25 protein-coding genes, 1 tRNA gene and 4 pseudogenes are annotated in these 24,253 nt (G+C 70.5%); 15 read left to right on the top strand and 15 right to left on the bottom strand.

Going from position 1 to position 24,253, the window contains the following annotated elements; genetic code table 11:
• Nucleotides 1-14: 14 nt before the first annotated feature.
• The 3 genes and pseudogenes from MOX02_RS08110 to MOX02_RS08100 form a co-directional block, all read left to right on the top strand.
• Nucleotides 15-303 (top strand): annotated as a pseudogene (locus tag MOX02_RS08110) (IS481 family transposase); the annotation flags it as partial.
• A gap of 210 nt (nt 304-513) precedes the next feature.
• Nucleotides 514-900 (top strand): hypothetical protein, encoded by a 387-nt coding sequence (locus tag MOX02_RS08105; RefSeq protein WP_147025302.1) that lies wholly within the window; start codon nt 514-516, stop codon nt 898-900.
• A 4-nt stretch (nt 901-904) separates the two neighbouring features.
• Complete coding sequence (locus MOX02_RS08100) at nt 905-1,117, top strand: hypothetical protein (protein WP_147025301.1); 213 nt, start codon at nt 905-907, stop codon at nt 1,115-1,117.
• Nucleotides 1,118-1,346: 229 nt separating this feature from the next.
• Here the strand turns inward: MOX02_RS08100 and MOX02_RS08095 are convergent, their stop codons facing one another.
• Genes MOX02_RS08095 through MOX02_RS08085 form a run of 3 tightly spaced genes read right to left on the bottom strand, consistent with a single transcriptional unit; the run spans nt 1,347 to nt 4,479 of the window.
• Nucleotides 1,347-2,192 carry an ABC transporter ATP-binding protein gene (locus tag MOX02_RS08095; protein ID WP_147025300.1) on the bottom strand — a complete coding sequence of 282 codons (846 nt, stop codon included), beginning with the start codon at nt 2,190-2,192 and terminating at the stop codon, nt 1,347-1,349.
• Complete coding sequence (locus tag MOX02_RS08090; protein WP_147025299.1) at nt 2,189-3,052, bottom strand: ABC transporter permease; 864 nt, start codon at nt 3,050-3,052, stop codon at nt 2,189-2,191. Before MOX02_RS08090 ends, MOX02_RS08095 begins: the two co-directional genes overlap by 4 nt.
• A complete protein-coding gene (locus tag MOX02_RS08085) occupies nt 3,049-4,479 on the bottom strand; it encodes an ABC transporter substrate-binding protein (protein WP_373866724.1) in 1,431 nt (476 codons plus the stop codon). Before MOX02_RS08085 ends, MOX02_RS08090 begins: the two co-directional genes overlap by 4 nt.
• Before the next feature lie 335 nt (nt 4,480-4,814).
• On the opposite strand from MOX02_RS08085, the gene MOX02_RS08080 reads away from it, so the two are divergent.
• Complete coding sequence (locus MOX02_RS08080) at nt 4,815-5,579, top strand: Crp/Fnr family transcriptional regulator (protein WP_147025298.1); 765 nt, start codon at nt 4,815-4,817, stop codon at nt 5,577-5,579.
• 46 nt (nt 5,580-5,625) lie between these two features.
• On the opposite strand, the gene MOX02_RS31080 is transcribed toward MOX02_RS08080, so the two are convergent.
• From MOX02_RS31080 to MOX02_RS08070, 3 genes are all read right to left on the bottom strand, one after another.
• Nucleotides 5,626-5,769 carry a hypothetical protein gene (locus MOX02_RS31080; RefSeq protein WP_170267729.1) on the bottom strand — a complete coding sequence of 48 codons (144 nt, stop codon included), beginning with the start codon at nt 5,767-5,769 and terminating at the stop codon, nt 5,626-5,628.
• Between the two features lie 304 nt (nt 5,770-6,073).
• Nucleotides 6,074-6,535 carry a YeeE/YedE family protein gene (locus MOX02_RS08075; protein WP_147025297.1) on the bottom strand — a complete coding sequence of 154 codons (462 nt, stop codon included), beginning with the start codon at nt 6,533-6,535 and terminating at the stop codon, nt 6,074-6,076.
• Entirely contained in the window at nt 6,532-6,948 is a 417-nt protein-coding gene (locus tag MOX02_RS08070) for a YeeE/YedE family protein (RefSeq protein ID WP_147025296.1), read from the bottom strand. The genes MOX02_RS08075 and MOX02_RS08070 overlap by 4 nt, the downstream gene beginning before the upstream one ends.
• Nucleotides 6,949-7,239: 291 nt before the next feature.
• On the opposite strand from MOX02_RS08070, the gene MOX02_RS08065 reads away from it, so the two are divergent.
• The 6 genes and pseudogenes from MOX02_RS08065 to MOX02_RS08040 all read left to right on the top strand — a co-directional run.
• Nucleotides 7,240-7,446, top strand: a complete 207-nt coding sequence (locus tag MOX02_RS08065) for a hypothetical protein (RefSeq protein WP_147025295.1) — start codon at nt 7,240-7,242, stop codon at nt 7,444-7,446.
• Between the two features lie 72 nt (nt 7,447-7,518).
• The gene (gene cysE / locus MOX02_RS08060; RefSeq protein ID WP_147025294.1) at nt 7,519-8,364 is read left to right on the top strand and encodes a serine O-acetyltransferase; all 846 of its coding nucleotides are present in this window, start codon (nt 7,519-7,521) and stop codon (nt 8,362-8,364) included.
• Between the two features lie 434 nt (nt 8,365-8,798).
• Entirely contained in the window at nt 8,799-10,190 is a 1,392-nt protein-coding gene (locus tag MOX02_RS32655; RefSeq protein WP_147025293.1) for a family 2B encapsulin nanocompartment shell protein, read from the top strand.
• Nucleotides 10,177-12,189 (top strand): family 2A encapsulin nanocompartment cargo protein cysteine desulfurase, encoded by a 2,013-nt coding sequence (locus MOX02_RS08050; protein WP_147025292.1) that lies wholly within the window; start codon nt 10,177-10,179, stop codon nt 12,187-12,189. Before MOX02_RS32655 ends, MOX02_RS08050 begins: the two co-directional genes overlap by 14 nt.
• Nucleotides 12,190-12,448: 259 nt before the next feature.
• A complete protein-coding gene (locus MOX02_RS08045; protein WP_147025291.1) occupies nt 12,449-13,567 on the top strand; it encodes an MBL fold metallo-hydrolase in 1,119 nt (372 codons plus the stop codon).
• Nucleotides 13,560-14,162: pseudogene (locus MOX02_RS08040) on the top strand (SCO family protein); the annotation flags it as partial. The gene MOX02_RS08045 and the pseudogene MOX02_RS08040, both read left to right, overlap by 8 nt.
• Before the next feature lie 330 nt (nt 14,163-14,492).
• On the opposite strand, the gene MOX02_RS08030 reads toward MOX02_RS08040, so the two are convergent.
• The 8 genes and pseudogenes from MOX02_RS08030 to MOX02_RS07995 form a co-directional block, all read right to left on the bottom strand.
• On the bottom strand, nt 14,493-15,572 hold the full coding sequence (locus MOX02_RS08030; RefSeq protein WP_147025290.1) for an acyl-CoA dehydrogenase family protein: 1,080 nt from the start codon (nt 15,570-15,572) through the stop codon (nt 14,493-14,495).
• A gap of 7 nt (nt 15,573-15,579) precedes the next feature.
• Nucleotides 15,580-16,137, bottom strand: coding sequence for an OsmC family protein (locus MOX02_RS08025; RefSeq protein WP_147025289.1), 558 nt, complete (start codon nt 16,135-16,137; stop codon nt 15,580-15,582).
• Between the two features lie 11 nt (nt 16,138-16,148).
• The gene (locus MOX02_RS08020; RefSeq protein WP_147025288.1) at nt 16,149-16,979 is read right to left on the bottom strand and encodes an ABC transporter permease; all 831 of its coding nucleotides are present in this window, start codon (nt 16,977-16,979) and stop codon (nt 16,149-16,151) included.
• Nucleotides 16,976-18,159: pseudogene (locus tag MOX02_RS08015) on the bottom strand (ABC transporter substrate-binding protein). Before MOX02_RS08015 ends, MOX02_RS08020 begins: the two are co-directional and overlap by 4 nt.
• A gap of 56 nt (nt 18,160-18,215) precedes the next feature.
• The gene (locus tag MOX02_RS08010; protein ID WP_147025287.1) at nt 18,216-18,959 is read right to left on the bottom strand and encodes an ABC transporter ATP-binding protein; all 744 of its coding nucleotides are present in this window, start codon (nt 18,957-18,959) and stop codon (nt 18,216-18,218) included.
• A gap of 205 nt (nt 18,960-19,164) precedes the next feature.
• Nucleotides 19,165-19,914, bottom strand: a complete 750-nt coding sequence (locus MOX02_RS08005) for a hypothetical protein (protein WP_147025286.1) — start codon at nt 19,912-19,914, stop codon at nt 19,165-19,167.
• Nucleotides 19,915-20,112: 198 nt separating this feature from the next.
• Nucleotides 20,113-20,742, bottom strand: a complete 630-nt coding sequence (locus MOX02_RS08000) for an ATP-binding cassette domain-containing protein (protein WP_147025285.1) — start codon at nt 20,740-20,742, stop codon at nt 20,113-20,115.
• Nucleotides 20,736-21,362: pseudogene (locus MOX02_RS07995) on the bottom strand (ABC transporter permease); the annotation flags it as partial. The gene MOX02_RS08000 and the pseudogene MOX02_RS07995, both read right to left, overlap by 7 nt.
• A gap of 225 nt (nt 21,363-21,587) precedes the next feature.
• Between MOX02_RS07995 and MOX02_RS07990 the strand changes: the two are divergent.
• From MOX02_RS07990 to MOX02_RS07980, 3 genes are all read left to right on the top strand, one after another.
• Nucleotides 21,588-21,809: a hypothetical protein gene (locus MOX02_RS07990; protein WP_147025284.1), complete on the top strand. Its 222-nt coding sequence runs from the start codon at nt 21,588-21,590 to the stop codon at nt 21,807-21,809.
• Complete coding sequence (locus MOX02_RS07985; protein ID WP_147025283.1) at nt 21,806-22,111, top strand: hypothetical protein; 306 nt, start codon at nt 21,806-21,808, stop codon at nt 22,109-22,111. Before MOX02_RS07990 ends, MOX02_RS07985 begins: the two co-directional genes overlap by 4 nt.
• Nucleotides 22,112-22,371: 260 nt before the next feature.
• Nucleotides 22,372-22,782 carry a hypothetical protein gene (locus tag MOX02_RS07980; RefSeq protein ID WP_147025282.1) on the top strand — a complete coding sequence of 137 codons (411 nt, stop codon included), beginning with the start codon at nt 22,372-22,374 and terminating at the stop codon, nt 22,780-22,782.
• A 201-nt stretch (nt 22,783-22,983) separates the two neighbouring features.
• Here MOX02_RS07980 and MOX02_RS07975 read toward each other — a convergent pair.
• Nucleotides 22,984-23,057: transfer RNA gene (locus MOX02_RS07975), tRNA-Gln, on the bottom strand.
• 232 nt (nt 23,058-23,289) lie between these two features.
• On the opposite strand from MOX02_RS07975, the gene MOX02_RS07970 reads away from it, so the two are divergent.
• Nucleotides 23,290-23,442 (top strand): DUF4175 domain-containing protein, encoded by a 153-nt coding sequence (locus MOX02_RS07970; protein ID WP_147025281.1) that lies wholly within the window; start codon nt 23,290-23,292, stop codon nt 23,440-23,442.
• 67 nt (nt 23,443-23,509) lie between these two features.
• Nucleotides 23,510-23,806: a hypothetical protein gene (locus tag MOX02_RS07965; protein WP_147025280.1), complete on the top strand. Its 297-nt coding sequence runs from the start codon at nt 23,510-23,512 to the stop codon at nt 23,804-23,806.
• The last annotated feature ends 447 nt before the right edge of the window (nt 23,807-24,253 follow it).

Genomic DNA, 24,253 nt, shown 5'->3' with positions numbered 1-24,253 from the left:
GACGAGATCCTCGACTCCGCTCGACGGTTCTGACGCCGGAGGAGGCAATCATCGTCGCTTTCCGTGGGCACACCGCTGCCGCTGGACGGATGTCTCTGCGGCCTTCAGCCCACGATCCCGCACCTGACCCGCTCGAGCCTGCACCGCTGCCTGGAGCGGCATGGCAACAGCCGTCTGCCGGACGTCGATGGCGACGAGCCTCGGAAGAAGCGCTTCGCTCACTACCCGATCGGCGGCTTCCACATCCACATCGCGCCGATCAGCACGCAGGCAGGCAAGCTGTCCCTGTTCGGGGCCATCGACTGCAGGTGCACATTTCTCCGGCGGTGTCATCGCTGGTGCTCTCTTCGGCTGGGCAGCGGAGGCGGCAGCCAACACGCCCACGGCCCGCACAAACGCGCTCACGGAAGAGCCCAGCGGAGTCCTCAAAGGAGCTGCCGGAACGGAAGGGCTGCTCTCAGGGCAGCGCTCCGGAGAACCGGCGCGCATGGCGGAGGCCCTCGGAGGCGTGCCATGAGGGCTGCAGCCGGGCGGTTGGACGAACGGCAGATCAGTGGAGCCGCGATGTCAGCCCTAATGTTCTCCGTGCGCGCCGCCGAGGGTGCCGATGTGCATCGGATGGAAGCGACACGCACGAGCCGCGGCGTGCGCTTCACCTGCACCTGCTCGGACGGCACCGAGGGCCGCCATTGCGAGCACCGGATCGCGCTGCTCCTCGGCGACGCATCCGCGCTGGTCGAGGTTGACCAGGAGGCAGTCAAGGCGTTGGGAGAGATGACGAAGGGCTCGCACCTGCTGCATGCCGTTCACATGCTCGCTCAGGCCGAAGCCGCCGTGGCGGAAGCCGAGCTTGACCTTGAGCGGGCCAGGCAGGTCATCGCCACGATCCTGAAGGGTTGAGAATATGCCCCGCTGGCTCCCACTCGTGACCACCGCGCTCGTCGCCATCGTGGCGGTGATCGGCATCGGTCTCTGGGTCTCGAACGCGCGCGACCAGCGGCGGGCGGAGAACGGCGGGAAGCCGGCCATCCCGGCCTGCGAGCCGCAGAACACCGTGGGCAAGGTGATCCTGCCGGACTGTCCGAGCCCCGCGTTCCCGACGCCGAGGACACCGTGATGGGCCGCTCGCTTCCTCTCATCGCCGTCGCGCTGTTCGTGGCCGTGGCCGTTGGCGTCGCGGTGTTCTGGGGCTTTGGGCTCTTGAGGAGTGCTCAGGATGATGCCCCTGGCAAGCCACCTGTCACTGCCTGTGATCCGCCCGGGTATGACAAGGGACCACGCCCCGCGGAATGCCCGCAGGCAGTCCCGCCAACGCAGCGCGCGCCCTGAGCGTGCCGGAGCCGCGTTCACGCGGCCTCGACTCCCGGCAGGCCGAGCGGCGTGAGGCGCGGGAGCGGAGGTTTGCCGTCCCGCGGGCGGAGGAGGTCCAGGCAGCGGCGCTTGAGGTCGACGAAGCCCGGGTCGGTGACGAGATCGCGCCCGCGGGGACGGGCGAAATCGAGCGGGATGTCCTCGAGGATGCGGCCCGGCCGCGCGGACATCACCAGCACCCGGTCGGCGAGGAACAGCGCCTCGTCGATGTCGTGCGTCACGAACACCACGGTGGTGGGCAGCCGCGTCCAGATGTCGAGCAGAAGCTCCTGCATCATCAGTCGGGTCTGGGCGTCGAGCGCCCCGAAGGGCTCGTCCATCAGGAGCACCCGCGGCGCGTTGATGAGGACCCGCGCGATCTCGACCCGCTGCTGCATGCCGCCCGACAGTTCGGCCGGGTAGCGCTCGGCGAAGTCCGCGAGACCCACCAGCGCGAGGAAGGCGCGCGCCTGCGCGAGCCGCTCACCCCGCGCGAGCCCGCGCATCTTCGGCCCGAAGGCGACGTTGTCGAGGGCCCGCTTCCAAGGCAGCAGGGTGTGCTGCTGGAAGACGATGCCCCGCTCCGGGTGCGGCCCAGCCACGGTCTCGCCGTCGAGGCTGACCCGGCCGCGGCTCGGCGCGAGGTGGCCGGCGAGGGCACCGAGCAGGGTCGATTTCCCGCATCCCGACGGCCCGAGGAGGCAGACGAACTGACCGGCGGGGATCGTGAGACGAACGTTCTCGACCACGTCGAAGGCGGCCTCGCCCTGTCCGAGGCGGATCGCGACGTCGGCGAGCTCGATGCGGCCGGCCCGCCCGGCTTGCGTGGCGCGGGCGGTCATGAGCGCACCCCCGCTCGGGCCCAGGGCATCGCGAGGCCGCCGGCGGCGCGCACCAGGGCGCTCGAACCCATGCCGAGCAGGCCGATGAGGAGCATGCCGACGACGATGTCGTCGTAGTTCTGCAAGGTGTAGGACTCCCAGGTGAAGTAGCCGATCCCGTACTGGCCCGAGATCATCTCGGCGGTGACGAGGCAGAACCACGCCGTTCCCATACCGATCGCCGCGCCCGTGACGATGCTCGGCGCCGCGGCCGGGATCACGACCTCTCTCAGGATCGCCGACCGGCCCGCGCCGAGGCTGCGGACGGAGGCCACGAGGCGAGGGCTGGCGCCCTCCGCGCCGTGCACGGTGTTGAGGAGGATCGGGAACAGGGCGCCCGTGAAGGTGATGAAGACCATCGACAGCTCGGAGGACGGGAACATCAGGATCGCCAGGGGGATCCAGGCGACGGCCGGGATCGGGCGGAGCACCTCGAGGGGCGGCAGCAGCAGATCGCGCGCCGTGCGCGAGCGGCCGATGGCGAGGCCGAGCGCGACGCCGGCGGCGAGCGCCAGGAGGAAGCCGCTCAGGACCCGCACGAGGCTCGCGCCGACATGGGCGCCGAGCTTCGGCGACTGGGCGAGCGCCGCGGTGGCCCGCGCCACGTCGAGCGGCGTCGGCACGTTGCGGAAGGTCACGAGCCCGAGGTCGAGCCTGTAGCTGGCGGCGAGGTGCCAGGCGAGGAGGCCGAGGCCGAGCGCCCCGGCCCGCAGCGCGAGGCGCCGGACGGGAAGGCTCGGTCGAAAGGTCCCGGCCGGGCGCCCCGTTCCGCTCCGGGCCGGCAGGGCCGGAGCGGCCGCGTCTATCACCGCGCCGCTCATCGGGCGCTCAGCCGGGCCTCGCCCGCGCGGGCGGCCGCGAAGTCGATCACCTCGCCGCCGTGCGCCCGCGCGAAATCCTCCGCGTCACCCTTGAGCAGGAAGGCGCTGAGGCGCCGCTCGCGGTCCCGCACGTACCAGGCCTGCGCAGCGAACAGCTTGATGCCGCTGTTGCGATCCTGCGCGTAGACGACGCGGGCGCTGCCGCCGGCCTTCTCCAGGTCCGCGAGCGCGGCGAGCGCCGCCTCGGGCGAGGCGTAGGGACGGACCTTGCCTTCGCCCTTCACCCAGAGCTCCGCCACGCGGGACACGTCGGCGATCGGCCTGCCCGCCGCATCGGGCGCGCTCAGGGGGGACTGGGCGTAATCGGAAAGCCGCGCGGCGTAGTCGATTCCGGCCTGCGCAGAGGCGGCGCGGATGAAGCGGTCGTCGACGAAGCGGTCGACATCGATGTCGCCGTCGGCCTTCTTGAGGAGCTTCAGGGTCTCGATCGACGTCTTCAGCGCCTGACGGTACTCCGGCTTCCAGGTGAGATCGCGGGTCTGCAGACCGAGCGGTCCGTGGAAGAGGTAGGCGACCTCCGCCTCGATGCCGGTCACGCGCTCGATCAGCTCGGAATATGTCTCGGGCTCGGCCGCGATCAGGCGGTCCGCCTCGATGGCGGCGCGCAGGTAGGCGGTGACGATCTCGGGGTAGCGCTCGGCGTAGGCCGCGTCGGCGAGGGCGCCGTGGAAGGTCGGCGCATCCGCCTGCGAGCCGTCGTAGATCTTTCGGGCGATGCCGCGCCAGGGAAAGAGCTCCGCGAAGGGCACGAAGTCGGCGTGCGCCTCGATCTTGTTGGCCTTCAGGGCGGAGCCCGCCACCTCGGGGGCCTGCGTGATGATGGTGACGTCGCGCTCCGGGTCCCAGCCCTGCGCCTTGACGGCGCGCAGGAGCAGGCCGTGCGCCGTGGAGGCGAAGGGCACCGAGATGGTCTTGCCCTTGAGATCGGCGAAGGACTGCACGGGGGAGGCGGTGGGCACCACGACGCCGTTCCCGCTGCCCCGGACGCTGCCGGACAGGACGCTGATGAACAGGCTCCGGCGCCCAGCCTTGGCGAAGGCGGCCCCGTTCAGGGAGCCGGGGAAGTCCGCCATCGCGCCGAGATCGAGCTTGCCGGCGACCATCTCGTTGGTGAGCGGCGCGCCGCTCGTGAAGTTGCGCCACTGGATGTCGTAGGTGACGTCCTTGTACCGGCCGTCGCGCGGCAGAAATTTCTCCAGAAGCTTCAGCTCGCGGATCAGGAGGCCGCCGGTCGCGCAGTTGATGGTCGTGTCCTGGGTGCCCACGGCGACGCGGATGGTCTCGGCGCGCGCCGCATCGATAGCGGAGGCGGCGAGTAGGCCGGAGGTCGCCAGCAGGGCGGCGGCGAGGCGTCGGAAGGGGATCACGCGGGGACTCCGTCGGCTGGGGGATGGCCGTGGCAGCGGGCGGGAGGCGGCGCGCCGCGCTGCCGGCACGCCTCGAAAGTCGTCCGCGGGCAGCGTTTGAGACCAGCAATTAATTGCATTCTGCGAGTAAAGCCGGCCTCTGACATGCAATGACAATCGTGCTTCGGAACAAAGATCTCTGGTTAAAAGCTTGATCGGAAGATTATTCTTCCTGAGCGTCCGGATTTGGAATGGCCCGAAACGGCTGCCGAGCGATAATGAAGCGCTCCGTGGACGGGGCCGGATCTCACGCGGCGTTCCGCCCGACCTGCATCAACCCCGGACCGCAGCCTCCCATGCCGCCGACGCTCGTCGCCCTCGCGCCCACCCGCACGCCGGCGCCGCTGATCGCCAGCGCCCTGTTCCTGAGCGAGAGCGGCGTGGGTTTCGACGACGGGGCCGCTTTCCTCGACCGGCTGACGCCCGGCGAGGCCGCGCGTTTGCGGGAGGCCGGCCGATCACTGAGCCTCGTGCCGGGGCAGAGCGTCTTCGAGCAGGGCGAGCCGCATGCGGGCATCTTCCTGATCGAGGAAGGCCGCGTGCGCGTCTTCTACACCGGCCCATCGGGGCGGCAGATCACCCTGGCCTACTGGACGCCGGGTCACTTCATCGGCTGCCCGAGCCTGACGGGAGGCGGCAGCCACCAGTGGTCGGGGCAGGCGATCGAGCCCTGCCGCGTCCTCGCGCTCTCCGCGGCGACCCTGCGGAACCTCGTCCGCCAGATGCCGAACTTCGCCCTGTGCCTGATCGAGGCGCTGGAGGCGAAAGGGCGCTGCTACACGGCGATGGCCCAGATGCTCGGGACGCGCTCGGTGATCGAGCGCCTGGCACAGCTCCTCCTGACCCTCGGCGACCTCTACGGGCGGCGAGAGGGCGCGGCGGTCGTGATCGAGCGCCGGATCACGCACGACGAGATCGCGGCGCTTGTGGGATCGACCCGCCAGTGGGTGACCATGATGCTGCGGCGCTTCCAGCAGGAGGGCGTCGTCGCTGTCGACAAGGCCTGCATCCGCCTGACCAGGCCGTCCCGGCTGCAGGACATCGTCCAGGGCGAGAGCTGAACGGGGCGGCTCGCGCGCAGGGCGGGCGCGCCGCCCGGCGGGATCCTCACGGCGAGAGACGCAGCTGACCGCCCGCGAGAAGCGCGAGGGTGGCGCCCGCGAACATGGCGGCACCGAACACCCAGCCGGAGACGGCGCCGGTCATGAAGCCTGATAGAAACGGGCCGACGCTGCAGTCGAGGCCGGTCATCGCCCCCGGCCGTGGTCTCCGGCGTGATGGATCGATGGACGCGCGACGCGTGTCCGCCGTGCGGCCATGCTTCGGTCACCGAACTCTCGCGATGGGCGCTGCTGCGGAACCTGAGCAGATCCGCAGGACGTCCGAGCTGCCTCAGCGCCCGGGCGAAGCCCCTCACCGAATGCAGGTCTCAAGCTATCCGCGGACCGCAGATTCATTATCGTCAAGGATAGCGCCGCGCGTCAACGGAGCGGTATTCTGTCCTGCTGGAACGGCGGGAACGAACGCCCTTGGAATTCAGTGACGATGCGGAAGATTATCTTGCAGGCGAGTCCGCGCCGGAGGGGCGGGCACTCGATGGGCGGGTGAGCAGGCGATGGGCCGCCATGCCGGCGAGCATCGCACCGACGAAGACGAGGACCGGGAGCGCGCCCGTCGACAGGGCGGCGACCGCCGGTCCCGGGCAGAAGCCGGAGAGGCCCCAGCCGATCCCGAACAGGACGGCGCCGCCGATGAGAGGCTGGTCGATCCGCCGTCCAGTAGGGATTGCGAAGGCTGGCGCGAAGGTTGGCGCACGGAGCCGGCGGGAGACCGCGTAGCCGAGAGACGAAACGGTGACCGCGCCGGCGAGCACGAAAGCGAGACTCGGGTCCCAGGTGCCTGTCACGTCGAGGAAGCCGCGCACGCGGGCAGGATCGAGCATGCCCGACAGGGACAGGCCGAACCCGAAGGTCAGGCCGGCGCCGAGCGCCGCGAGGATCTGGGCGGTGGGCCTCATGGGACGATCCCTTTCGCGAGGACGACCGTGAGCATGCTCGAGGCCAGGAAGGTGAGCACGGCCGCGATCGAGCGCGGCGACAGGCGGGCGAGCCCGCACACGCCGTGTCCGCTGGTGCAGCCGGACCCGAGGCGGGTGCCGAACCCGACGAGGAGGCCCGCCACCGCGAGGAGCGGCAGCGACGCGTCCAACCGCATCTCGGGCCAGTGCCCGGCGAGGACGGCGAAGGCGGGCGGCCCGAGGATCAGGCCCACCATGAAGGCGAGATCGGCGGCCCAGCGCGGGTCCGATGGCCGTCCGAGACCGGCGACGAGGCCGCTGACCCCGGCGATGCGCCCGTTGAGGAGGAGCAGCATCGTGGCCGACAGGCCGATCAGGACGCCGCCGGCCAAGGCAGGAACGTAGGCACCCATGACACCTCCTCCGCTCGCGGCGCGGCCCGCGCCGCGCGACCCGAAACATGTCCGGCGTAGCGCCACGGAGGGCCGGGAACAAGGCTTGCCAACGCTCGCCAGGTCTGTAATTATTCAGTAATAGCAATGACTTAGTGGCTTTTTCTCTGTAGAGCCTCCTCCGCGACCGAAACCTTCTCCCTCGGTCGCGGGCACCCGGAAGTCCCTTCTCGCCGGCCTGCCCGGCCCATCCCTCACCCCCCTGCAGACGATTCGGCCGAGCCCCTCGGCCCGCTTCTCAAGGACGATCCGATGCCTTCAGCGACGATGACGCGCGGCGATCAGGTGGTGTTCGAGCGGCTCGACGTCGCCGAGGTGCTGGGGATCTGGCGCCATGCCAGGGGCCGCATCGTCAGCATCCACGACCAGGGCGGCCGCCCGCGGACCGTCGACGTCAAGTTCGAGGGGCACGAGATCCTGAGGCGCTACCTGCCGGACCTGTTCCGGCGGGTTCAGTAATCGAATGCCGCGCCGATCCGATCCCGCCGCCAGGGTCGGGATGCGAGCCGGCGGGCTGCCAGGGCCCCGACCGTGATCGCGGCGATCGCGATCCAGCCGCCGCTGCGCGCGACGAGCCGCAGCACGGCGGAGCAGGACGTCTGGGCGGAGCTTCGCGCCGAGGCGGAGGCCGCTCTGATCGAGGAGCCGCTCTACGCGGGCATCATCCAGGCGACGGTGCTCGACCAGCGCAGCCTCGCCCAGGCCCTGGCTTACCGCCTCGCGCACCGCCTCGGCGACGGCGACCTGGCCCGCCTCGCCATGCGCGACCTCTGCCTCTCCGCCTTCGAGGCCGATCCGCTCGCGAGCGGCCACGCAGTGCGCGATCTCGTCGCCATCCGCGAGCGCGACCCGACCTGCCGCCGCTATCTCGACCCGTTCCTGTTCTACAAGGGGTTCGCCGCGCTCGAAGGCTACCGCGTGGCCCACTGGCTCTGGCATCAGGGCCGCGCCACACTGAGCCTCCACGTCCAGAGCCGGATCTCAGAGGTGTTCGGCTGCGACATCCACCCCGCCGCCCGGATCGGCTCGGGCGTCTTCATCGATCACGCCACCGGCGTCGTCATCGGCGAGACGACGGTGATCGCCGACGACGTCTCGATCCTGCAATCGGTCACCCTTGGGGGAAACGGCAAGGAGAGCGGCGACCGCCACCCCAAGATCGAGCGCGGCGTGCTCCTCAGCGTCGGCGCGAAGGTGCTCGGCAACATCCGGGTCGGCGAGGGCGCCAAGGTCGCGGCTGCGGCCGTGGTGCTGCACGACGTGCCGGCGCACACGACCGTGGCGGGCGTCCCGGCCCGCGTCGTCTCCCGCCTGCCACTGGACGAGGAGCCGGCGCTCAGCATGGATCAGTCCTTCGGCTTCGGCGACGGGATCTGAAGCTGCGTCCGGGCGGGGAAAAAATATTCTCCGCGCGATCCGCCGAGATTCTTCCTCTCGCGAGAGCGAGGCGGAGATGAATATGCCGGATGAACTCACGACGACAGTACACAACTCTGCTTGCTCGTGAATTGATGCTCAATAATTCCAAGAAAACTCAAATATTTGGAAATTACGTTCATTGACCGCTCGGTCGAGCCGAGGATAGACCGTCTTAACACGAGATAAGGTTTGGCTCGGCCGAGCTTGGCGCAAGATGATCGGTGCGCTTCATCGGGTACGTCACGGTTGCAATCAGTTCCGGCGTAGTCGCTCGACTGAGCCGGTCTCGATCCATGCTTGAATGACCTTCCCCGCGCCTCCGGAATCGTCGGGCCAGTCGCCCGGTCCGGGGACGCCGAAACCTGCCCTGAGCAAAACGGAGACGACGGACGATGAGCGGACCGGGTTTGAGCGTGAGCGCCTCCGCGGCACGCAATCTAGCGACGGCGACAGTCACCTCGGTCCAGAACGCGGCCAACACCCCGCGCTGGCTCCTGCGCCTGCTGCCCTTCGTCGACGTGCCGGGCGGGGTCTATCGGGTCAACCGCCGCGCCGTGGTGCTGGCCAAGCCAGGCCGCATCGACTTGGCGCCGGAGGAGGCGGGCCGGGTGATCCGGCCCGGATCCCTGCGAGCCGTGCCGCTGTTCAGCCGGCTCGGCGACGCCGAATTGGCGACCCTCGCCGGCAAGTTCACCGAGAGCCATCATCAGGCCGGCGAGGTCATCCGAGAGGAGGGCTCGGGCGACCGCAGCCTGACGATCGTCGCCAACGGCACCGTCGAGCTCAGCCTGTCGGGCCCCTACAAGGGTCGGGTGCGCCAGGGCCTCGCGACGCGCGGCGACTATTTCGGTGACAGCGCGCTCGCCGGCGAGGCCGGGCCGGCTCCGGCCGTGAAGGCGCTCTCGGCGGTGACGCTCCTGACCCTCGACCGCGCCGCCCTCGAGGACGAGGCGATCCGCTCGCGCATTGCCCAGCACGTCGAGGAGCGCGACCGCCTCAAGGGCCATACCAACGCGTACGGCGAGCAGGGCATCGAGCTTCTGGCGGTGCATGCGGGCGAGCCGCGCCTGCCGACCACCTTCGTCGACTACGAGCTCGACCCGCGCGAGTACCATCTCTCGACGATCCAGACGATCCTCAACACCCACACGCGCGTCACCGACCTCTACTCGAACGAGATCGACCAGCTTCGCGAGCAGATCCGCCTCACGGTGGACGCCATGAAGGAGCGCGAGGAGTGGGAGCTTCTGAACAACTCGCAGTTCGGCCTGTTGCACGAGGCCGGCTCGCGCCAGCGCATCCCGACCCGCGGCGGCCCGCCGACACCGGACGATCTCGACGAACTTCTGACGCTGGTCTGGAAGAAGCCCGCCTTCTTCGTCGCGCACCCGCGCGCGATCGCGGCCTTCGGACGGGAGGCGACCCGCCGCGGAGTGCCGCCGGTGGTGGTGCACCTGTTCGGCGCGCCCTTCATCACCTGGCGCGGCGTGCCGCTCGTCCCGAGCGACAAGCTGCCGATCGACACCGATCCGGTCACCGGCGCGCAGACCACCTCGATCCTGCTGCTGCGGGTCGGCGAGGGCGAGCAGGGTGTGGTCGGCCTCCAGAAGTCCGGGGTCACCGGCGAGATCGAGCCCGGCCTGTCGGTGCGCTACATGGGCACCAACGACCACTCCATCGCCTCGCACCTCGTGACGCGCTACTTCTCGGCCGCCGTGCTGGTCGAGGACGCGATCGCCCGCCTCGATAACGTGCTGCTGGGCAACTACCATGACTATGCCTGACGCGTCGGCCTTCGGCCTGCCGACGGGCAGCCCCGGCGAGCTGGCCCACGCGGATCTCGTCGGGCGCCTTGCCCGCGAGATCTACGGGCAGGGTCAGGCGGCGAGCCAGCCCTTCGCGCCGGAGCTGCCGGGCGGCCCCCAGGTGCCGCAGGGTTTCGAGAGCCTGCGGCAGGGACCCGGCGGGGCAACGCTGCCGAGCGCCGACCTCGGCGTCCCATCCGCGCCCGCGGCCGGTCTGCCGCAGGGCCTTCAGCCGGACGCGTCCGCGCTCGCCGCCCGCTCCTTCGGAGCGCCACCCGTCGGCCTGCCGGGGGGGACGGGGGCCTCCGCGCCGAACCCCGCGCCCGCGGGTCCGGTCTCGTTCGACGCGGCGGCGATCCCCTCGGTCCATCCGCTCTCCGACCCGTTCGGCTCACGCCGGACCCTGCCCGAATTCTCCGTGCCGAGCGTGCCCGAGGTGGCCGCCGCGCTGCCGGGCGGCCGCGACCTGCACCGCCAGATCGCGGCCGATCACCCGCGGGCGAACGCCTTCGCGCAGGCGCTCGCGCCGCAGCTCGTGCCGGCCGGCCCGTCGCGCCGCGGCGTCGACGCGGCGCAGGAGAGCTTCGGGCGCACGGGACGCCTCTCGCGGGCGCCGGAGGCTGCGCCTGCCTCCGACTACTACTTCCTGGCGCCCGCCACCGCGCGGCCGCCGCGGACGACGCCCGCGCGAGCCCGCGTCGAGCCCTCGCGCCATCCCGCACCCGCCCCGCGCGTCACCTCGCACGGATCGAGCCCCGTCGCCGCGCCCTTCGACGTGGAGCGGGTACGCGAGGATTTTCCGGCCCTCCACCAGAGCGTCAACGGCCACCCCCTCGTCTGGCTCGACAACGCCGCCACCACCCACAAGCCGCAGAGCGTGATCGACGCGACGAGCGAGTTCTACGGCCGCCACAACTCCAACATCCACCGGGCCGCGCACACGCTCGCCGCCCGCTCCACGGACCTGTTCGAGGGCGGCCGCGAGAAGGTGCGCCGGTTCCTCAACGCACCCACCAAGGATGACATCGTCTTCCTGCGGGGCACGACCGAGGCCATCAATCTCGTCGCGAACTCGTACGGGCGCGCCCATATCGGCGCGGGAGACGAGATCATCGTCTCGACGATCGAGCACCACGCCAACATCGTGCCCTGGCAACTCCTCAGCCAAGAGACGGGCGCGACCCTGCGGGTGATCCCGGTCAACGATCGGGGCGAGATCATCTTCGAGCAGTTCGCCGCGCTCCTGTCCGGCCGCACGAAGATCGTCTCGGTCACGCACGTCGCCAACGCACTCGGCACGATCAACCCCGTCGCCGAGATCATCCGCCTCGCCCACGCCTACGGGGTGCCGGTGCTCGTCGACGCGGCCCAATCCTCACCGCACATCCCCCTCGACGTGCAGGCGCTCGACGCCGACTTCCTCGTCTTCTCCGGCCACAAGGTGTTCGGGCCGACCGGGATCGGGGCACTCTACGGCAAGACGCACCTTCTGGAAGCGATGCCGCCCTGGCAGGGGGGCGGCCACATGATCGAGGACGTCACCTTCGCGCGTACCGTCTACAAGGGCGCGCCCGAGAAGTTCGAGGCCGGCACGCCGGACATCGCGGGCGCCGTGGGGCTCGGCGCCGCCCTCGACTATCTGGAGAGCGTCGGGCTGCCCGGCATCGCGGCCTACGAGCACGACCTGCTCGAATACGCGCAGGACGGGCTGGCCGAGGTGAGGGGCCTGCGCCTGATCGGTTCGGCCCGGGAGAAGGCCAGCGTGATGTCCTTCGTCATCGAGGGTCACGAGAACGAGGCGGTGGCCCACCACCTCGACGCGCACGGCATCGCGGTGCGCTCAGGGCATCACTGCGCCCTGCCGGCGCTGCGCCGGTTCGGCGTCGATCAGTCGGTGCGCGCCTCGCTCGCCTTCTACAACACGCGGCAGGACGTCGACGCCTTCCTGCGGGCCCTGCACACGCTGCCGCACCGATAGCGCGCTCTCCCGCGCGACCCGGGGTGCGGGCCGCGCGAGGAGGCCCCGTCCGCACCCCGCCGGATTCCGGGCAGGCACCGGATAAGGACACCGCGGCAGAGACAGGCTCCGATGCCCGCAGACGAAACGACTTCTGCCGGCGCAGGCCGCCTGAACGTTGTTGTTCAAACGGGACCAAATACAGGACTTTTTTCTCTCGGACGCAGGCTACCTTCGGTTGTGATCGTAGGCGCGGAAGGCGCGGGGACAGGCGGACGACATGGCGAGAAACGTCGACAGGCGCGACTTCCTGAGAGCCTCGGCAGCGTTCGCCGCGGGTGCGGCGGCCGGCTTCTCCTGCATCGAGATCGCCAGTGCCGCGCCCATCGAGGTGCCGACCGTCGACAGGCTGAGCCTGCGCGTCCTGATCGACTCGGCGCACGACCAATTCCTCAAGCCGAGCACGGTGCAGGGCGTCCTCCACCAGCCGCCGGGCAGCGGTCGCGGCAGCGATTACCGCAAGGTCCTCCACAACCAGTGGGGGCTGTCGCTCTTCCTGGAATCGCAGCGCGCCGAGGAGGCCCGCACGATCCTGCTCGATTTCGGGTACAGCCCGGAGGCTCTCCTCAACAACATCGAGATTCTGAAAGTCGATCCGTCGAAGGTCGATGCGCTGATCGTCAGCCACGGCCATCACGACCATTACGGCGGCCTGACCGGCTTCCTCAACCGCTACCGGAGCACGCTCGCGCCCGACCTCACGCTCTACGCGGGTGGCGAGGACAATTTCTGCCACCGGCTGAGTCCCGCTGGGGTGCCGGGCCAGTTCACCGATTTCGGGCAGCTCGACCGGCGGGAGCTGGCGGCGCAGAAGATCCGGACCGTGCTGTGCGAGACGCCCACGGTCGTGGCCGGGCACGCCTTCACGACCGGGCAGATCAGGCGCACCTCGATCGAGCGGATCCTGCCGAACACCTTCGTGGAGCGTGGCATCAAGGAGGGCCTCGGCTGCGACGCCACGCACTACTCCCCCGCCGAGCTTCAGGGAAAGGTCATCCCGGACGAGCACGTCCACGAGCACGCCACCTGCTTTCACGTGAAGGGCAAAGGGCTCGTCGTGATTAGCTCCTGTGGCCATGTCGGGATCGTGAATTCGGTCCGGCAGGCGCAGGAGGTCTCGGGTGTCGAGAAGGTCCACGCCATCGTCGGCGGCTTCCATCTCGGCCCGGCGCCCAAGGACTACTTGACGCAGGTCGTCGCCGAGATCCGCAGGCTCGAACCCGACGTCGTCGTCCCGATGCATTGCAGCGGCCTGAACTTCGCGCTCGAGGCGCAGGCGCAGATGCCGGAGCACGTCATCGTCCCGACGACCGGCAGCCGGCTCACCTTCGGTGCGTAGGTCCGCCGCGCTCGTCCTCTCGGGTCTGCTCGGCTGCCTCTGCATACCCGCCGCGCGAGCCGAGGAGGCGCCGAGCCGCTCCGCCGCCGAGCTGATGGATGTGCTGATGTGGAACCGCGAGCCCGTCGGCGGCCCCTTCGCCCTCATCGATCAGGACGGGCGCACCCGCAGGGACAGCGACTTCCGCGGCAAGCTGCTCCTCGTCTATTTCGGCTTCACGTCCTGCCCCGACGTCTGCCCGACCGATCTCCAGGAGATCGCGCGGGCCGTGAACATGCTGGGTGCGGCGGGGGATGGGATCCAGCCGGTCTTCATCACGCTCGACCCTGAGCGCGATACGGCCGCGCTCCTGGCGGAGTACGTCCCGAATTTTCACCCGCGCCTGATCGGACTGACGGGGCGCCCCGAGGCGATCCGGCAGGCTGCCGACGCCTACAAGGTCTTCTCCGAGCGGGTCGCGCGGCCCGACGGCAGCTACACGATCGATCACTCCGCCTTCGTCTACCTGATGGATCGCGCCGGCGGCTACCTCGGGTTCTTCCCGCCCCGCACCTCGGCCGAGCGGATGCTGGCGATCATAGGGCCGCATCTGTCGAGGGCGGCCCTCGACCTCACCCAGACGGCACCGTCGAGCGAGGGGCTGCTCGACACCCGCTTCTTCGAGACGGCACCGGCCGAATCTCGACGAGCCGGTAGGCTTGGCGCTGGAGCGGCCGCTCCTTGACCGGCTTGCCGCCTCCCGCCGCGAAGACGGCCAGGAGGTCCACCGGCTTGTAGGCGCTCGCGGCGCCCGTCCGCCCCGCGAGCGCCCGAGTTCCAGGCTCCCGACATACGACCAGAGCGACAGGAAGCCGAAATCGCACTCGATCTCGGGGGCCGGATCGGATGCGCTCACGCGGTTGAACCCTCGCGGCCGCGGGCGGCATCAGGCTCCGCGCGCGAGCTCGGTGGTGATGTGCTTAACCGACGGCGTAACGATTGCCACGAACTGCGCCTCCCGCAGGCGCCGGAACGCGTCCGCGCCCTCCAGGTAGCCGCGCGCACCGAACTGGAGCATGGCGGACTGCGCGGCCTCCAGCGCCAGGAAGGACACGTCGAGGCGCAGGCGCAAGGTTTCGAGGAAGGCTGCGCGGTCGGTCGCCTCGTGGGTGCGGGCGGCCGCCGCGACCCGCTCGCGCAGGGCCGAAGCCCGCGCCTCGATCGCCTCGGGCCCGAGGGGCAGGAACTGCGCCTTCACACGTCCGGCCGCATCCGCGCGCATCAACGCGGCGGCGCCGCGGGCGAGCCCGAGTCCCATGCCGGTCTGCAGCAGCACGAAGCCGTTGCGGATGCGCGGCACGAAGGCGCCCGCATCGTGCGCGATCACCTCCGCGTCGGGCAGGTACGCGTCGCGGATCATCACCGTGTAGGTGCCGGTGCCCTCGAGCGCCACGAAGCGGGCATTCGCGGCGATCGAGACTCCCTCGCTGCCCGCCTCGAACAGACCCATGGCGCGCTTGCCCTCGGGCAGGGAGAAGATGCCGGCGAAGCGATGGCGAGGGCCGAGGTTCGAGACCCAGGGCAGGCGCCCGCGCACGCGGTAGCCCGCACCCTCCCGCACGCCCTGGAGCGCCAGCGGCTCGATACCGGAGAGCGCCTTCATCGGATTCGACAGGCCGGTGCCGCCGAGGCTGTCGCCGGCCGCCGCCGCGGCGAGGTGGCGGCGCGCGCCGGCCTCCCCCGAGCGAGCGAGGTACCAGACCAGCGCGTCCTGGCACCACATGCAGAAGGCGGTGGAGAGGCAGGCTTCGCCAGCCTCCGCCATCGCGTCGACGGCGCCGAGCAGTCCCTCCGGTCCGCCCTCGACATGGCGGTCGTAGGCCCCGGCCGCGCCGAGCGCGCGCAGGACGCCCGCCGGATAGGCGCCCGCGTCGATCGCGCCGACCTGGGGGCGAAGATCCTCGCGCACCACATCCGAGACGGCACGCGGAGCGTCCGCGATGCGGGCGGCGGCGGTCGCGGCCATCGCGATCTCAGGCCCGCGCCAGGGTCACGGGAACGGGGTTCCTCACGGTGTTGAGCACCGGAGACCACTGGGCGGCATGGGCCACGAGCTCGTCGAGTTCGGCCGGGCTCGCCCCCTCGATGTCGAGATGGGCCTTGAGCCGCACGGCGGTGAGCCCGACCGGCTTCTCCGAGAGGTCGCCGGTGCCCCAGACGGAGGTGATGTTGATGTCGCCCTCGCTCTCGACCTCGATGCTGCGCACGGTCCAGCCGCGAGCCACCGCGTTGGCCTGGAGGCCGACGGCGACGCAGGTGCCGAGTGCGGCGAGCAGCGCCTCGGTCGGGTTCGGGGCGGTGTCGTCGCCGAGAAGCGCCGGCGGCTCGTCGACGATGTGGGCCTCGAGGTTGCGGACGTAGTTCAGGTGGCGGAAGCGGCGGCCCTCCGCGACGGTGCGCGCGCGCACGGTCTTCACCACGCTCGGGTCGGCGCGGCCCCTCTCGGAGAGAGCCTTCAGGGCTCCGGCATCGATCGTCTCGAAGGTCTGCACGATCTCGCGGGCGGTCTCTCTCGCGGCTTGAGCGCTCATGGTCGGTCTCCTCAGGTGGCAGGGATCCAGCGGGCCCGGGCCGCGAGACGGCCGAGGGCGGCGTCGAGGGCGTAGCCGATCAGGCCGATCAGCAGCACGAGCGCGGCGAGGCGGTCGTAGGAGAGGGTGTCGCGGGCGTCGTTGATGGCGTAGCCGAGGCCGCTCGTGACCCCGAGATACTCGGCCGGCACCAGCACGATCCAGGCCACGCCGAGCGCCAGCCGCAGGCCCGTCAGGATGTCCTGGGCGACGGCCGGGATCACGACGGACCGCAGCGCGCTGAGCCGGCCCGCACCGAGATTGCGGGCGAGGGTCAGCCAGACGGGATCGACCCGCTTCACCCCGGCCGCCGTCGCGAACAGGACCGGCCAGATCGCGGCCGCGGCGATCAGGAACACGATCGCTCCATCCCATGTCGGGAAGGCCAGCACCGCGACCGGCATCCAGGCGAGCGGCGAGATCATGCGCAGGAGCTGGAACGGCGGCTGGAGGGCCCGCTCCAGCAGCGGGGAGGAGCCGATCAGGAGCCCGAGCGGCGCGCCGAGCAGGAAGGCGCAGGCGAGGCCCTGGCCGATCCGAGCGAGGCTCGGGCCTGCGGCCCGCCACGCCTCTCCTGTGGCGATCAGGTCGCGGAAGGTGGCGAGCGCAGGGCCCGGCGCGAAGCCCGCGAAGGCGGCATAGGTCGGCACGCTCTCGAGGACGAGTCCGGCCGCGTACCAGAGCCCCAGAAGGCCGGCGAGCCCGGCGAGCGGCGCCAGCCGGTCCACGGCCGGGCCGAGCCCGCGCTCCGGCGCGAGGCTCTCCTCGACGGCGAGAGCCGCCTCGATCGCGCTCCCGCTCACAGGCTCAGGATCTCCTGGCGGGTGAGCGCGGCGGCATCCCCCGCGCCGGCCCATTCGGGGTAGCGCTTGAGCGCGGCCGCCACGAAGCGGTCGTCCACGAGGTCGCGCGCCACGAAATCCGGGTCGAGGCCGTTCAGGAAGGTCGCGTCGCCCTCGACCACGGTCCGGCCCATCGCCTCGACGATGAGCTTCGTGGCGGACGGGTAGGGCCAGGGCTGGAAGTCGATGCGGGAGGCCGACCACTCGGGGTGGCGGATCGCCCCGCTCGCCTCGTAGGCCGCGCCGTAATCGGTCATGGCCTTCACCACCACGTCGCCCGGCATCGGCAGGTAGCCGCGCCCGTCCTTCGAGATGAGGCGCGCGACCTCCTCGCGGTTCTTGGCGCAGTAGGCCTGCGCCCGCACGATGGCGTCGACCGCCTTGCCCGTCCATTCGGGGTTGCCGGCGACCTGCCGCTCGTGCGCGACGACGACGCAGCAGGGATGGTTCTTCCAGATATCGCCCGTGAAGCGCAGCATCCGCGCGCCGGCCTTGATCTCGCCGAGCGCGTTGAAGGGCTCGGCGACGATGTAGCCATCGATCTTGCCGGCCGCGAGCGCCGCCGGCATCTCGGGCGGAGGCAGGATCTGCAGGGCACACTCGCCCGGACCGGCCTCGCCGCGGATCACCGGCGTGACGCCGGATTCCCGGAGCGCGAATTGCAGCACGACGTTGTGCATCGAGTACCAGTAGGGCACCGCGACGCGCCTGCCGGCGAGCGCGCGGAAATCGGTGATGCCGCTCTTTCCGCCCACCACGATGCCCGAGCCGTTGGTGTGGGCCCAGGCCAGGATCTTCACCGGGAAGCGGTTGTTGTAGCGCATCCAGACCGGGATGGGCTTGAGCAGGTGCGCGAGGTTGAACTTGCCGGCAGCGAACCCCTCGACCAGGAACGCACCGGCGTCGGCTCGGCGACCTTCAGCCCCGCCTCCTCGAAATAGCCCTTGGCGTGGGCGACGAGGAGCGCGGTCGCATCGGTGATCGGGAGATAGCCGATGCGCACGGTGTCGTCGTCCGCCGCGTGCGCGGCGCCGGACGAGCGGGCGAGGCCGGCCCCGCCGAGGAGCGCGGCCAGACCGCCGCGCGCCAGCGCGTCCAGGGTGGCGCGGCGCGTCCAGTCGGCGCGCGCCCATTCGTGCATCCACAGGGCGGAGAGGTCGTCGGGAGCGGTCATCGTCGGAGCTCGGGGGTTGGGTCTCAGGCCGCAGCGCGGCTCGACGGCACCTGGGAGGGGCCGAGGCGGCGGCGCAGCTCGGCCTGCGCGTCGACACCGAGGGGGAGGTCGGCGACAACCCGCGCGGGCCGCCCGCCCAACACGACCGCCCGCTCGGCAAGCGCCTCGACGTCGGCGAGGTCGTGGGTGACGAGGATGAGCGTCAGGCCGCGCTCCCGCGCGAGCCGCAGCACGTCGGCGCGCAGGTTCGCCCGCATCTCGGCGTCGAGGGCCGAGAAGGGCTCGTCGAGGAGCAGGATCCGCGGGGCGCTCGCGAGCGCGCGGGCGAGCGCCACCCGCTGCTGCTGTCCGCCCGAGAGCTGGTGCGGCTTGGCCGCGGCGCGCTCGCCCAAGCCGAGTTCGTCGAGGAGGCGGCGCGCTTCCGCCGTGCAGCCGGTCCGATCGCGCCCGAAGCGGCCCGTGAGCCGAGCGGGCAGAAGCACGTTGTCGATGACGTTCGCCCACGGCAGCAGCGCGGGGCGCTGGAACATCACCGTGCAGCCCGGCACCGGCCCCCTCACGATCTCGCCCTCCACCTGCACGCGGCCCGCGGAGGGTGCGACGAGGCCGGCGAGGATCTGCAGCAGCGTCGACTTGCCGACGCCGGAGGGGCCGAGAATGCCGACGCGCTCGCCCGGCTTCACGGCGAGATCCACGCGGTGGAGGACCGGGCTTGCACCGTACCGGTAGGCGAGGGCCTCGAGCGTGATGAGAGGGGGAGTGGGCATCGGTCCTCGAAACGGGGTGCCGCCCGGCCGATCCGGCGCATGTCGGCCGAGGAAGGGCGCCGGTGCGCTACCTGTCGCTCAGGATGAACGTGGCCACGCCCCAAGATCAATGAAACCGTAATTCAAAGATCGGGCGGCTTCGGAGAAGACGTTCTCGTATTACAGCGCGCCGGAGAACGTTGCGTCGCGCCCGCTTCGACCGCCCTCAGGGCACCCGTGCCTGCAGGTCCTCCTGCCCGGCGCGCGCCGGACTGCTGGCCCTGTCCGGAAAGTGGTGGGTCCCGACCAGGGCGGTGACGACGCCAGCCGCGCGCAGCACGTCCGGCTCCGGCGTCCAAATCGCTTCCGGGCGGACAGCGAGCGCCCGCGCCACGAAGTCCGGGGTGAGGCCGGCGTTCAGGTACGCCGTCCGCTCCGGCGCCGCATCGACCGACCGTGTCGCGTCGAAGAAGCCGACCTCGAAGGGCCCGTGGAAACCGAGACGGCCACCGGCCGCGAGATAGCGTCCGCGACCGCGCACGTAGGCGAGGGTGCAGGCCGAGGCGCAGACGTCCGGCACGTAGGTCGCGAGGCCGTGGGCGGCGACGACAGCGCCGAGGGCCAGCGCCTCCCCGACCAACCCTCCGTCGCTCGTCAGGTGGATCCGCGCGATCTCGGGATGGGCCGCGAGCAGCGAGGCGACACGGTCCGCGACGCCCTCGGTCAGGTCACCTGTCAGGCGCAGGTCGCGCCCGTCCGGGCCGACCTCCAGGCGAGCCTCGACCGCACCCTCGTCGCCGACGGAGGCCCATCTCGGGGCGGGAGAGGCACCGGACAGGATCTCGACCCGGTTCGGTGCCTCATCTGGCAGGTCCGGCCGTGCCGCGGCGAAGCAGGCCGGCCCGCTGCCGAGAAGGATGAGGATGCCGATGGCGAGCGAACGGAATCGACCTCTTGCCGGGAGCCTGAACCGCATGGCCGACCACTCCACCCGAACCCGTCCGATGCATCCATTTCCTGCACGCGGCCGAGACCTCTGCGTAATTTCGCCTCGATTGAAAAATGCTACGACATTCGAAGAAAATGTGCTTCCAAAGTTGTGTGCGGCTGCGGAACGTCCGTGCGTATCCTCAGCCCTTCGTGGAACGCTGCCGCTCCGGGCGGGCGAGCCCGCTCAGGTCGGCTGCCCGAGGATGCCCAGGATCTCCCGGCGCAGGCGTACGAGCTCCGGATCGTCGCGATGGCGCGGATAGGGCCGGTCGATCGCAAGGTCGGCGCGGATGGCGGCCGGGCGGTCCCCGAGCACGATCACGCGTTCCGCGAGGACCAGCGCCTCCTCGACGTCGTGGGTCACGAGGAGCGCGGTGAAGCGCTTCTCCTGCCAGAGGTGCAGGATCTCCGCCTGCATGGCGAGGCGGGTCAGGGCGTCGAGCTTGCCGAGCGGCTCGACGAGCAGGAGGAGCCGCGGCTCGTTGACGAGCGCCCGGGCGAGCGCCGCGCGCTGGGCCATGCCGCCGGAGAGCTGGTGCGGGTAGACGTCGGCGAAGCCGTCGAGAGCGACGAGCCGCAGGGCGGATTCGACCCGCTCGACCCTGCCGCGTCCCACGCCCTGCGCCTCGAGGCCCAGCGCCACGAAGCCGCCGGGCTCCACCGCGCGCCCGACGCGGTCGAGCACCGGCAAGGCCGCGCCGCGGATGTCGAAGGCGTGACTGACGGCCTCGACCGTCAGCCGGGCCCCGATCCTCCCGCCGGGAAGCCCGACGGCTGCCTGCGGCGCGGGGCGTGCCTGCGTCGCGCTCACCATTGCACCAGCCCCTTCTGCCAGGAGAGCACCCGGTCGCGAAGGCGGAACAGCAGGGTGATCAGGCCGGAGCACATCAGCGCCATCACGATCAGCGCCGCGTACATGTTCGCGTAGGCGGCCCAGCCCTGCGCCCATTGCAGGTACCAGCCGAGACCCGACTTCACGCCGAGCATCTCGGCCACGACCAGCACCGCGAAGGAACCGCCGAGGCCCATGAACAGGCCGACGAAGACGTGAGGCAGCGCGGCCGGGATCGCCACCCGCAGCACGAGGAAGGTGGGCGAGGCGCCGAGCGTCCGGGCGACGTCGAAATAGGCCTTGTTGACGCCCGCCACCCCCGACCAAGTCAGCACGGTGACCGGGAAGCCCGTGGCGAGCGCCACCAGGAAGGTGCTGGCCGACCACGAGGATGGAAAGACGAAGAAGGCAAGCGGCAGCCACGCGGTCGCCGGCAGCGGCCCGACGAAGCGCAGCACCGGGTGCGCCCAGTATCCCACCGCCCGGGACGAGCCGATGGCGACACCGAGGGTGAAGCCGAAGGCCGCCCCGACGACGTAGCCGCCGGCGAGCAGCTTCAGAGAATTGAGAATGCTTCCGCCGAGCTTCGGCCAATCGTCGAGCTCACCGACGACGAGTTCCTGGCGCTCGGCCCGGACGCGTTCCGCACCGCGGCGGGGCACACCCTGCCGGTCGAGCCGAAGACCGACAGCTTCGGGCGCCTCGGCGGCCGCGTCGTCGCGGTGGACTACGGGATCGGCAAGGCTCCACCGCGGGCCCCGGCCCCGGTCATCATCGCAGCAGAGGGAACCCGGCCATGGGGGCTGATCCCGCCTCGGAGGCTCACGATGCCGATCGTGGTTGAGGGGCCGCTGCCTGAGGGCTGGATCCTGCTGCCGATGCGCCGCGCCGACGGCACGGTCGACCTTCCGTTCAAGGTCACCCGCAACGGCGAGACCACGGGCCTGACCCTGACCCTCACGCGGGAGGTGCGCCGGCATGCGTGGGCCTTCCTCGCCGGGGCGGGCGATGGGGCCGAGCGCACCTTCGGATGGGAGATGGAGCAATGACGGAGCCGCGCGAACCCGGCCGCACGGGCTACGAGGCACGCTTCACCGGCTTCCCGCTGGGCCCGCGCGGGATCTCACCGGCCTGGGAAGATCTCGGGCCGGAGGCGCGAGCGATATGGGCGGGCGTCGAGGCGGCCGTGCTCCGGACGTTTCTGGAGCCCACCAAAGCGCTGGTTGAGGCCCGCGCGGCGGAACGCCGAGCCGTCGCCGCCGAGGCGGTGAACGAGGCCCTGGAGGCCGGGAGGCGGGCAACCAGCGCCATCAACCGCCTGGAGGCTCTGGCGATGGGGGAGGGGGCCTGAGCCACGGGCGAGATCACCGTCTGGCCGAGGCTCAGGCCGACGGCCACGGCCGCGAAGTACTGCGACATGTCCTTGAACGCGTTCGAGCGCTCCTGCCCCTGTCACGCCGATCTCCCTGTCGGCCGACGCCCGGCCCGACCCTCGCCAGCTCCGCTACGACCAGGAGGCGCTGAACGCCTGGATCGACGCCCTTTCGGGGCGCCGGCAGGAAAACCTGAGGCTGAGGATTGGGAGGCCAAGGTGCTCGAATGACCGCCCGGATGAAGATCGCGGTCGTGAGGCGGATCGTCAGCAAGAAGGTCGGGAAGTCCTGTTTTGACCACCGGAACACCGGCACCAGGATCAAGGCGGAGCACGGCACGGCCGCCTTCGCCGTCGAGGTCGAGCGATTGGACCAGGTCTCCAAGGCGACGACGGCCACGAAGGAAGCGCTCGGGCACCTGATCGATGCGTATCGGAAGACGCCCGAGTTCCTGAATCTGAAGCCGGTCACCAAAGGCGACTACGAGCGCGTCCTGTGGGCGTTCGAAGGCGAGGGGGATGCCGCTCTCCCGGATCGACCGGCCGACCGTGGCGGAGCCGGGCCGTCGCCAAGCGCAAGCGCCGGTTCGCGAACTACGTCGTCCAGGTCCTCTATCGCATGTTCGGGATCGGGATGGATCTCGGCCTGATGGAGGCGACCCCGGTCGCGCGGATCAACACGGTGAGGACGCCGATCGGGGAGCGCCAACGCAGAGGGCGGACATGAGGCGCTCGAACGCCCGCGTCCTGGCGGACCTGCACGGCCCCTACCGTCCAGCGAGACGGAAAAATCCATGGAAAAACCCGCCGAAGCGGGTCCATCAGATTGGGCTAAGTGATTGAGATGAAGGTGGCTGGGGGACCTGGATTCGAACCAGGACTAGAGGAGTCAGAGTCCACCGTTCTACCGTTAAACTATCCCCCACCAAGGGCCGACATGCTGCGTCGGGCTGGATGTCCGCGCACGCTGGCCGATGCGGCCCCTGCGGCGCGGGAGGGCACGAGATAGGCTGAATGCCATCTGCGGTCAACCGTCCTGATGGCGGCTTTTGCATCGCAGCGCCGATCCTCCGATGCCTCGCTGTCGCGCCGCCGGATGGCGCCGGGACGGGCAGCCGCTATGTACGACGCTCAGCGGGATCGAGAGGGAAGGCGGGATGAACCCGGTCGCCATTGCCGTCATGCTGGGCATCGCCCTCGGGTTCCTCGGGCTCATCCTCTACGCCCTGCACATCGGCCCGCCATGGCTACTGGCGGCGCTCGTGATCCTCGTCATCGCGGGTTTCATCCGCTGGGGCCGTCTCGGCTGACGAGCCGATCACACGCCAAATTAACCCTCATCGAACAGGATGAGCGACCTGCCAAGAGACCGGTTGCATGCTGCGCCGCTATTCCTCGACGAACCTGAACGCTTCCGGACCTGGGCCGGGCGGCACCGACGATCTGATCGTCGGCATACGTCGCCTCGTGCGCCATCGCGGCTACGAGCGAGACAAGATCGTGAGCGCGTTGCTCAAGCAGTTTCTGCCGAAGATCGGCGGGGCGGCCTGGGCAGGGGAGGCCGCGCTGCGGCGGGACCTCGTCGCCGCTCGCCTCGACGAGAAGGCAATCGCCTACCTTGTGGCGTGTGCGGGCGGCGAGCTCCAGATGGCGCACGAACGCAGCGTGGGCTGAGTTCGCGGCAAGCAGGAAGGGCGGCCACAAGATCTCGATCGAGGTGTTGACGGGCCGGAACTGCACCCTTATATCGCTGCTCATCGGCGCCGGCCGCGAAAGCGAGCGGGCACCGAGACGTCTTCCGAACAGTTTGAATGGAATGATCCGGTGAGAGCTGGGGAATTCTTCCGTTCTGTCCGGCAAGACGGTGCCCGATCGACCGCAAGGTGGAGCGGGTAGGAGTCAAAGCTGGTTTTTCGGCGGTGCGAAAAGAATTTTGGCGCCGCAGCAAAATCGGAGTTGACACCGAGCAGGCGGGGCTCTAAACGGCCTCCCACCGCTGAGACGGACGGCCAAGGCCGACCCCGGCATCGCGGTTCTCCCAGGCAGGCAAGCGGAATGTGGGGCAGGCGCCCGACGTCTGCATCTGCTCGGGACAGGTTTCTCCTCCTCGTGAGGGGTGCT

This window comes from Methylobacterium oxalidis (assembly GCF_007992195.1).
Lineage (GTDB): Bacteria > Pseudomonadota > Alphaproteobacteria > Rhizobiales > Beijerinckiaceae > Methylobacterium > Methylobacterium oxalidis.
This window is presented reverse-complemented; position numbering and strand designations above follow the sequence as displayed.

Bases quoted from the DNA above. Each gene is read 5' to 3' on its own strand.
- MOX02_RS07985 (WP_147025283.1), top strand. From the start codon at position 21,806: ATGACGGAGCCGCGCGAACCCGGCCGCACGGGCTACGAGGCACGCTTC.
- MOX02_RS08025 (WP_147025289.1), bottom strand. From the start codon at position 16,137: ATGAGCGCTCAAGCCGCGAGAGAGACCGCCCGCGAGATCGTGCAGACC.
- MOX02_RS07990 (WP_147025284.1), top strand. From the start codon at position 21,588: ATGCCGATCGTGGTTGAGGGGCCGCTGCCTGAGGGCTGGATCCTGCTG.
- MOX02_RS08030 (WP_147025290.1), bottom strand. From the start codon at position 15,572: ATGGCCGCGACCGCCGCCGCCCGCATCGCGGACGCTCCGCGTGCCGTC.
- MOX02_RS31080 (WP_170267729.1), bottom strand. From the start codon at position 5,769: ATGACCGGCCTCGACTGCAGCGTCGGCCCGTTTCTATCAGGCTTCATG.
- MOX02_RS08065 (WP_147025295.1), top strand. From the start codon at position 7,240: ATGCCTTCAGCGACGATGACGCGCGGCGATCAGGTGGTGTTCGAGCGG.
- MOX02_RS08045 (WP_147025291.1), top strand. From the start codon at position 12,449: ATGGCGAGAAACGTCGACAGGCGCGACTTCCTGAGAGCCTCGGCAGCG.
- MOX02_RS07970 (WP_147025281.1), top strand. From the start codon at position 23,290: ATGAACCCGGTCGCCATTGCCGTCATGCTGGGCATCGCCCTCGGGTTC.
- MOX02_RS08005 (WP_147025286.1), bottom strand. From the start codon at position 19,914: ATGCGGTTCAGGCTCCCGGCAAGAGGTCGATTCCGTTCGCTCGCCATC.
- MOX02_RS08010 (WP_147025287.1), bottom strand. From the start codon at position 18,959: ATGCCCACTCCCCCTCTCATCACGCTCGAGGCCCTCGCCTACCGGTAC.
- MOX02_RS08095 (WP_147025300.1), bottom strand. From the start codon at position 2,192: ATGACCGCCCGCGCCACGCAAGCCGGGCGGGCCGGCCGCATCGAGCTC.
- MOX02_RS08090 (WP_147025299.1), bottom strand. From the start codon at position 3,052: ATGAGCGGCGCGGTGATAGACGCGGCCGCTCCGGCCCTGCCGGCCCGG.
- MOX02_RS07980 (WP_147025282.1), top strand. From the start codon at position 22,372: ATGAAGATCGCGGTCGTGAGGCGGATCGTCAGCAAGAAGGTCGGGAAG.
- MOX02_RS08080 (WP_147025298.1), top strand. From the start codon at position 4,815: ATGCCGCCGACGCTCGTCGCCCTCGCGCCCACCCGCACGCCGGCGCCG.
- MOX02_RS07965 (WP_147025280.1), top strand. From the start codon at position 23,510: ATGCTGCGCCGCTATTCCTCGACGAACCTGAACGCTTCCGGACCTGGG.
- MOX02_RS08100 (WP_147025301.1), top strand. From the start codon at position 905: ATGCCCCGCTGGCTCCCACTCGTGACCACCGCGCTCGTCGCCATCGTG.
- MOX02_RS08070 (WP_147025296.1), bottom strand. From the start codon at position 6,948: ATGGGTGCCTACGTTCCTGCCTTGGCCGGCGGCGTCCTGATCGGCCTG.
- MOX02_RS08050 (WP_147025292.1), top strand. From the start codon at position 10,177: ATGACTATGCCTGACGCGTCGGCCTTCGGCCTGCCGACGGGCAGCCCC.
- MOX02_RS08000 (WP_147025285.1), bottom strand. From the start codon at position 20,742: ATGGTGAGCGCGACGCAGGCACGCCCCGCGCCGCAGGCAGCCGTCGGG.
- MOX02_RS08075 (WP_147025297.1), bottom strand. From the start codon at position 6,535: ATGAGGCCCACCGCCCAGATCCTCGCGGCGCTCGGCGCCGGCCTGACC.
- MOX02_RS32655 (WP_147025293.1), top strand. From the start codon at position 8,799: ATGAGCGGACCGGGTTTGAGCGTGAGCGCCTCCGCGGCACGCAATCTA.
- MOX02_RS08105 (WP_147025302.1), top strand. From the start codon at position 514: ATGAGGGCTGCAGCCGGGCGGTTGGACGAACGGCAGATCAGTGGAGCC.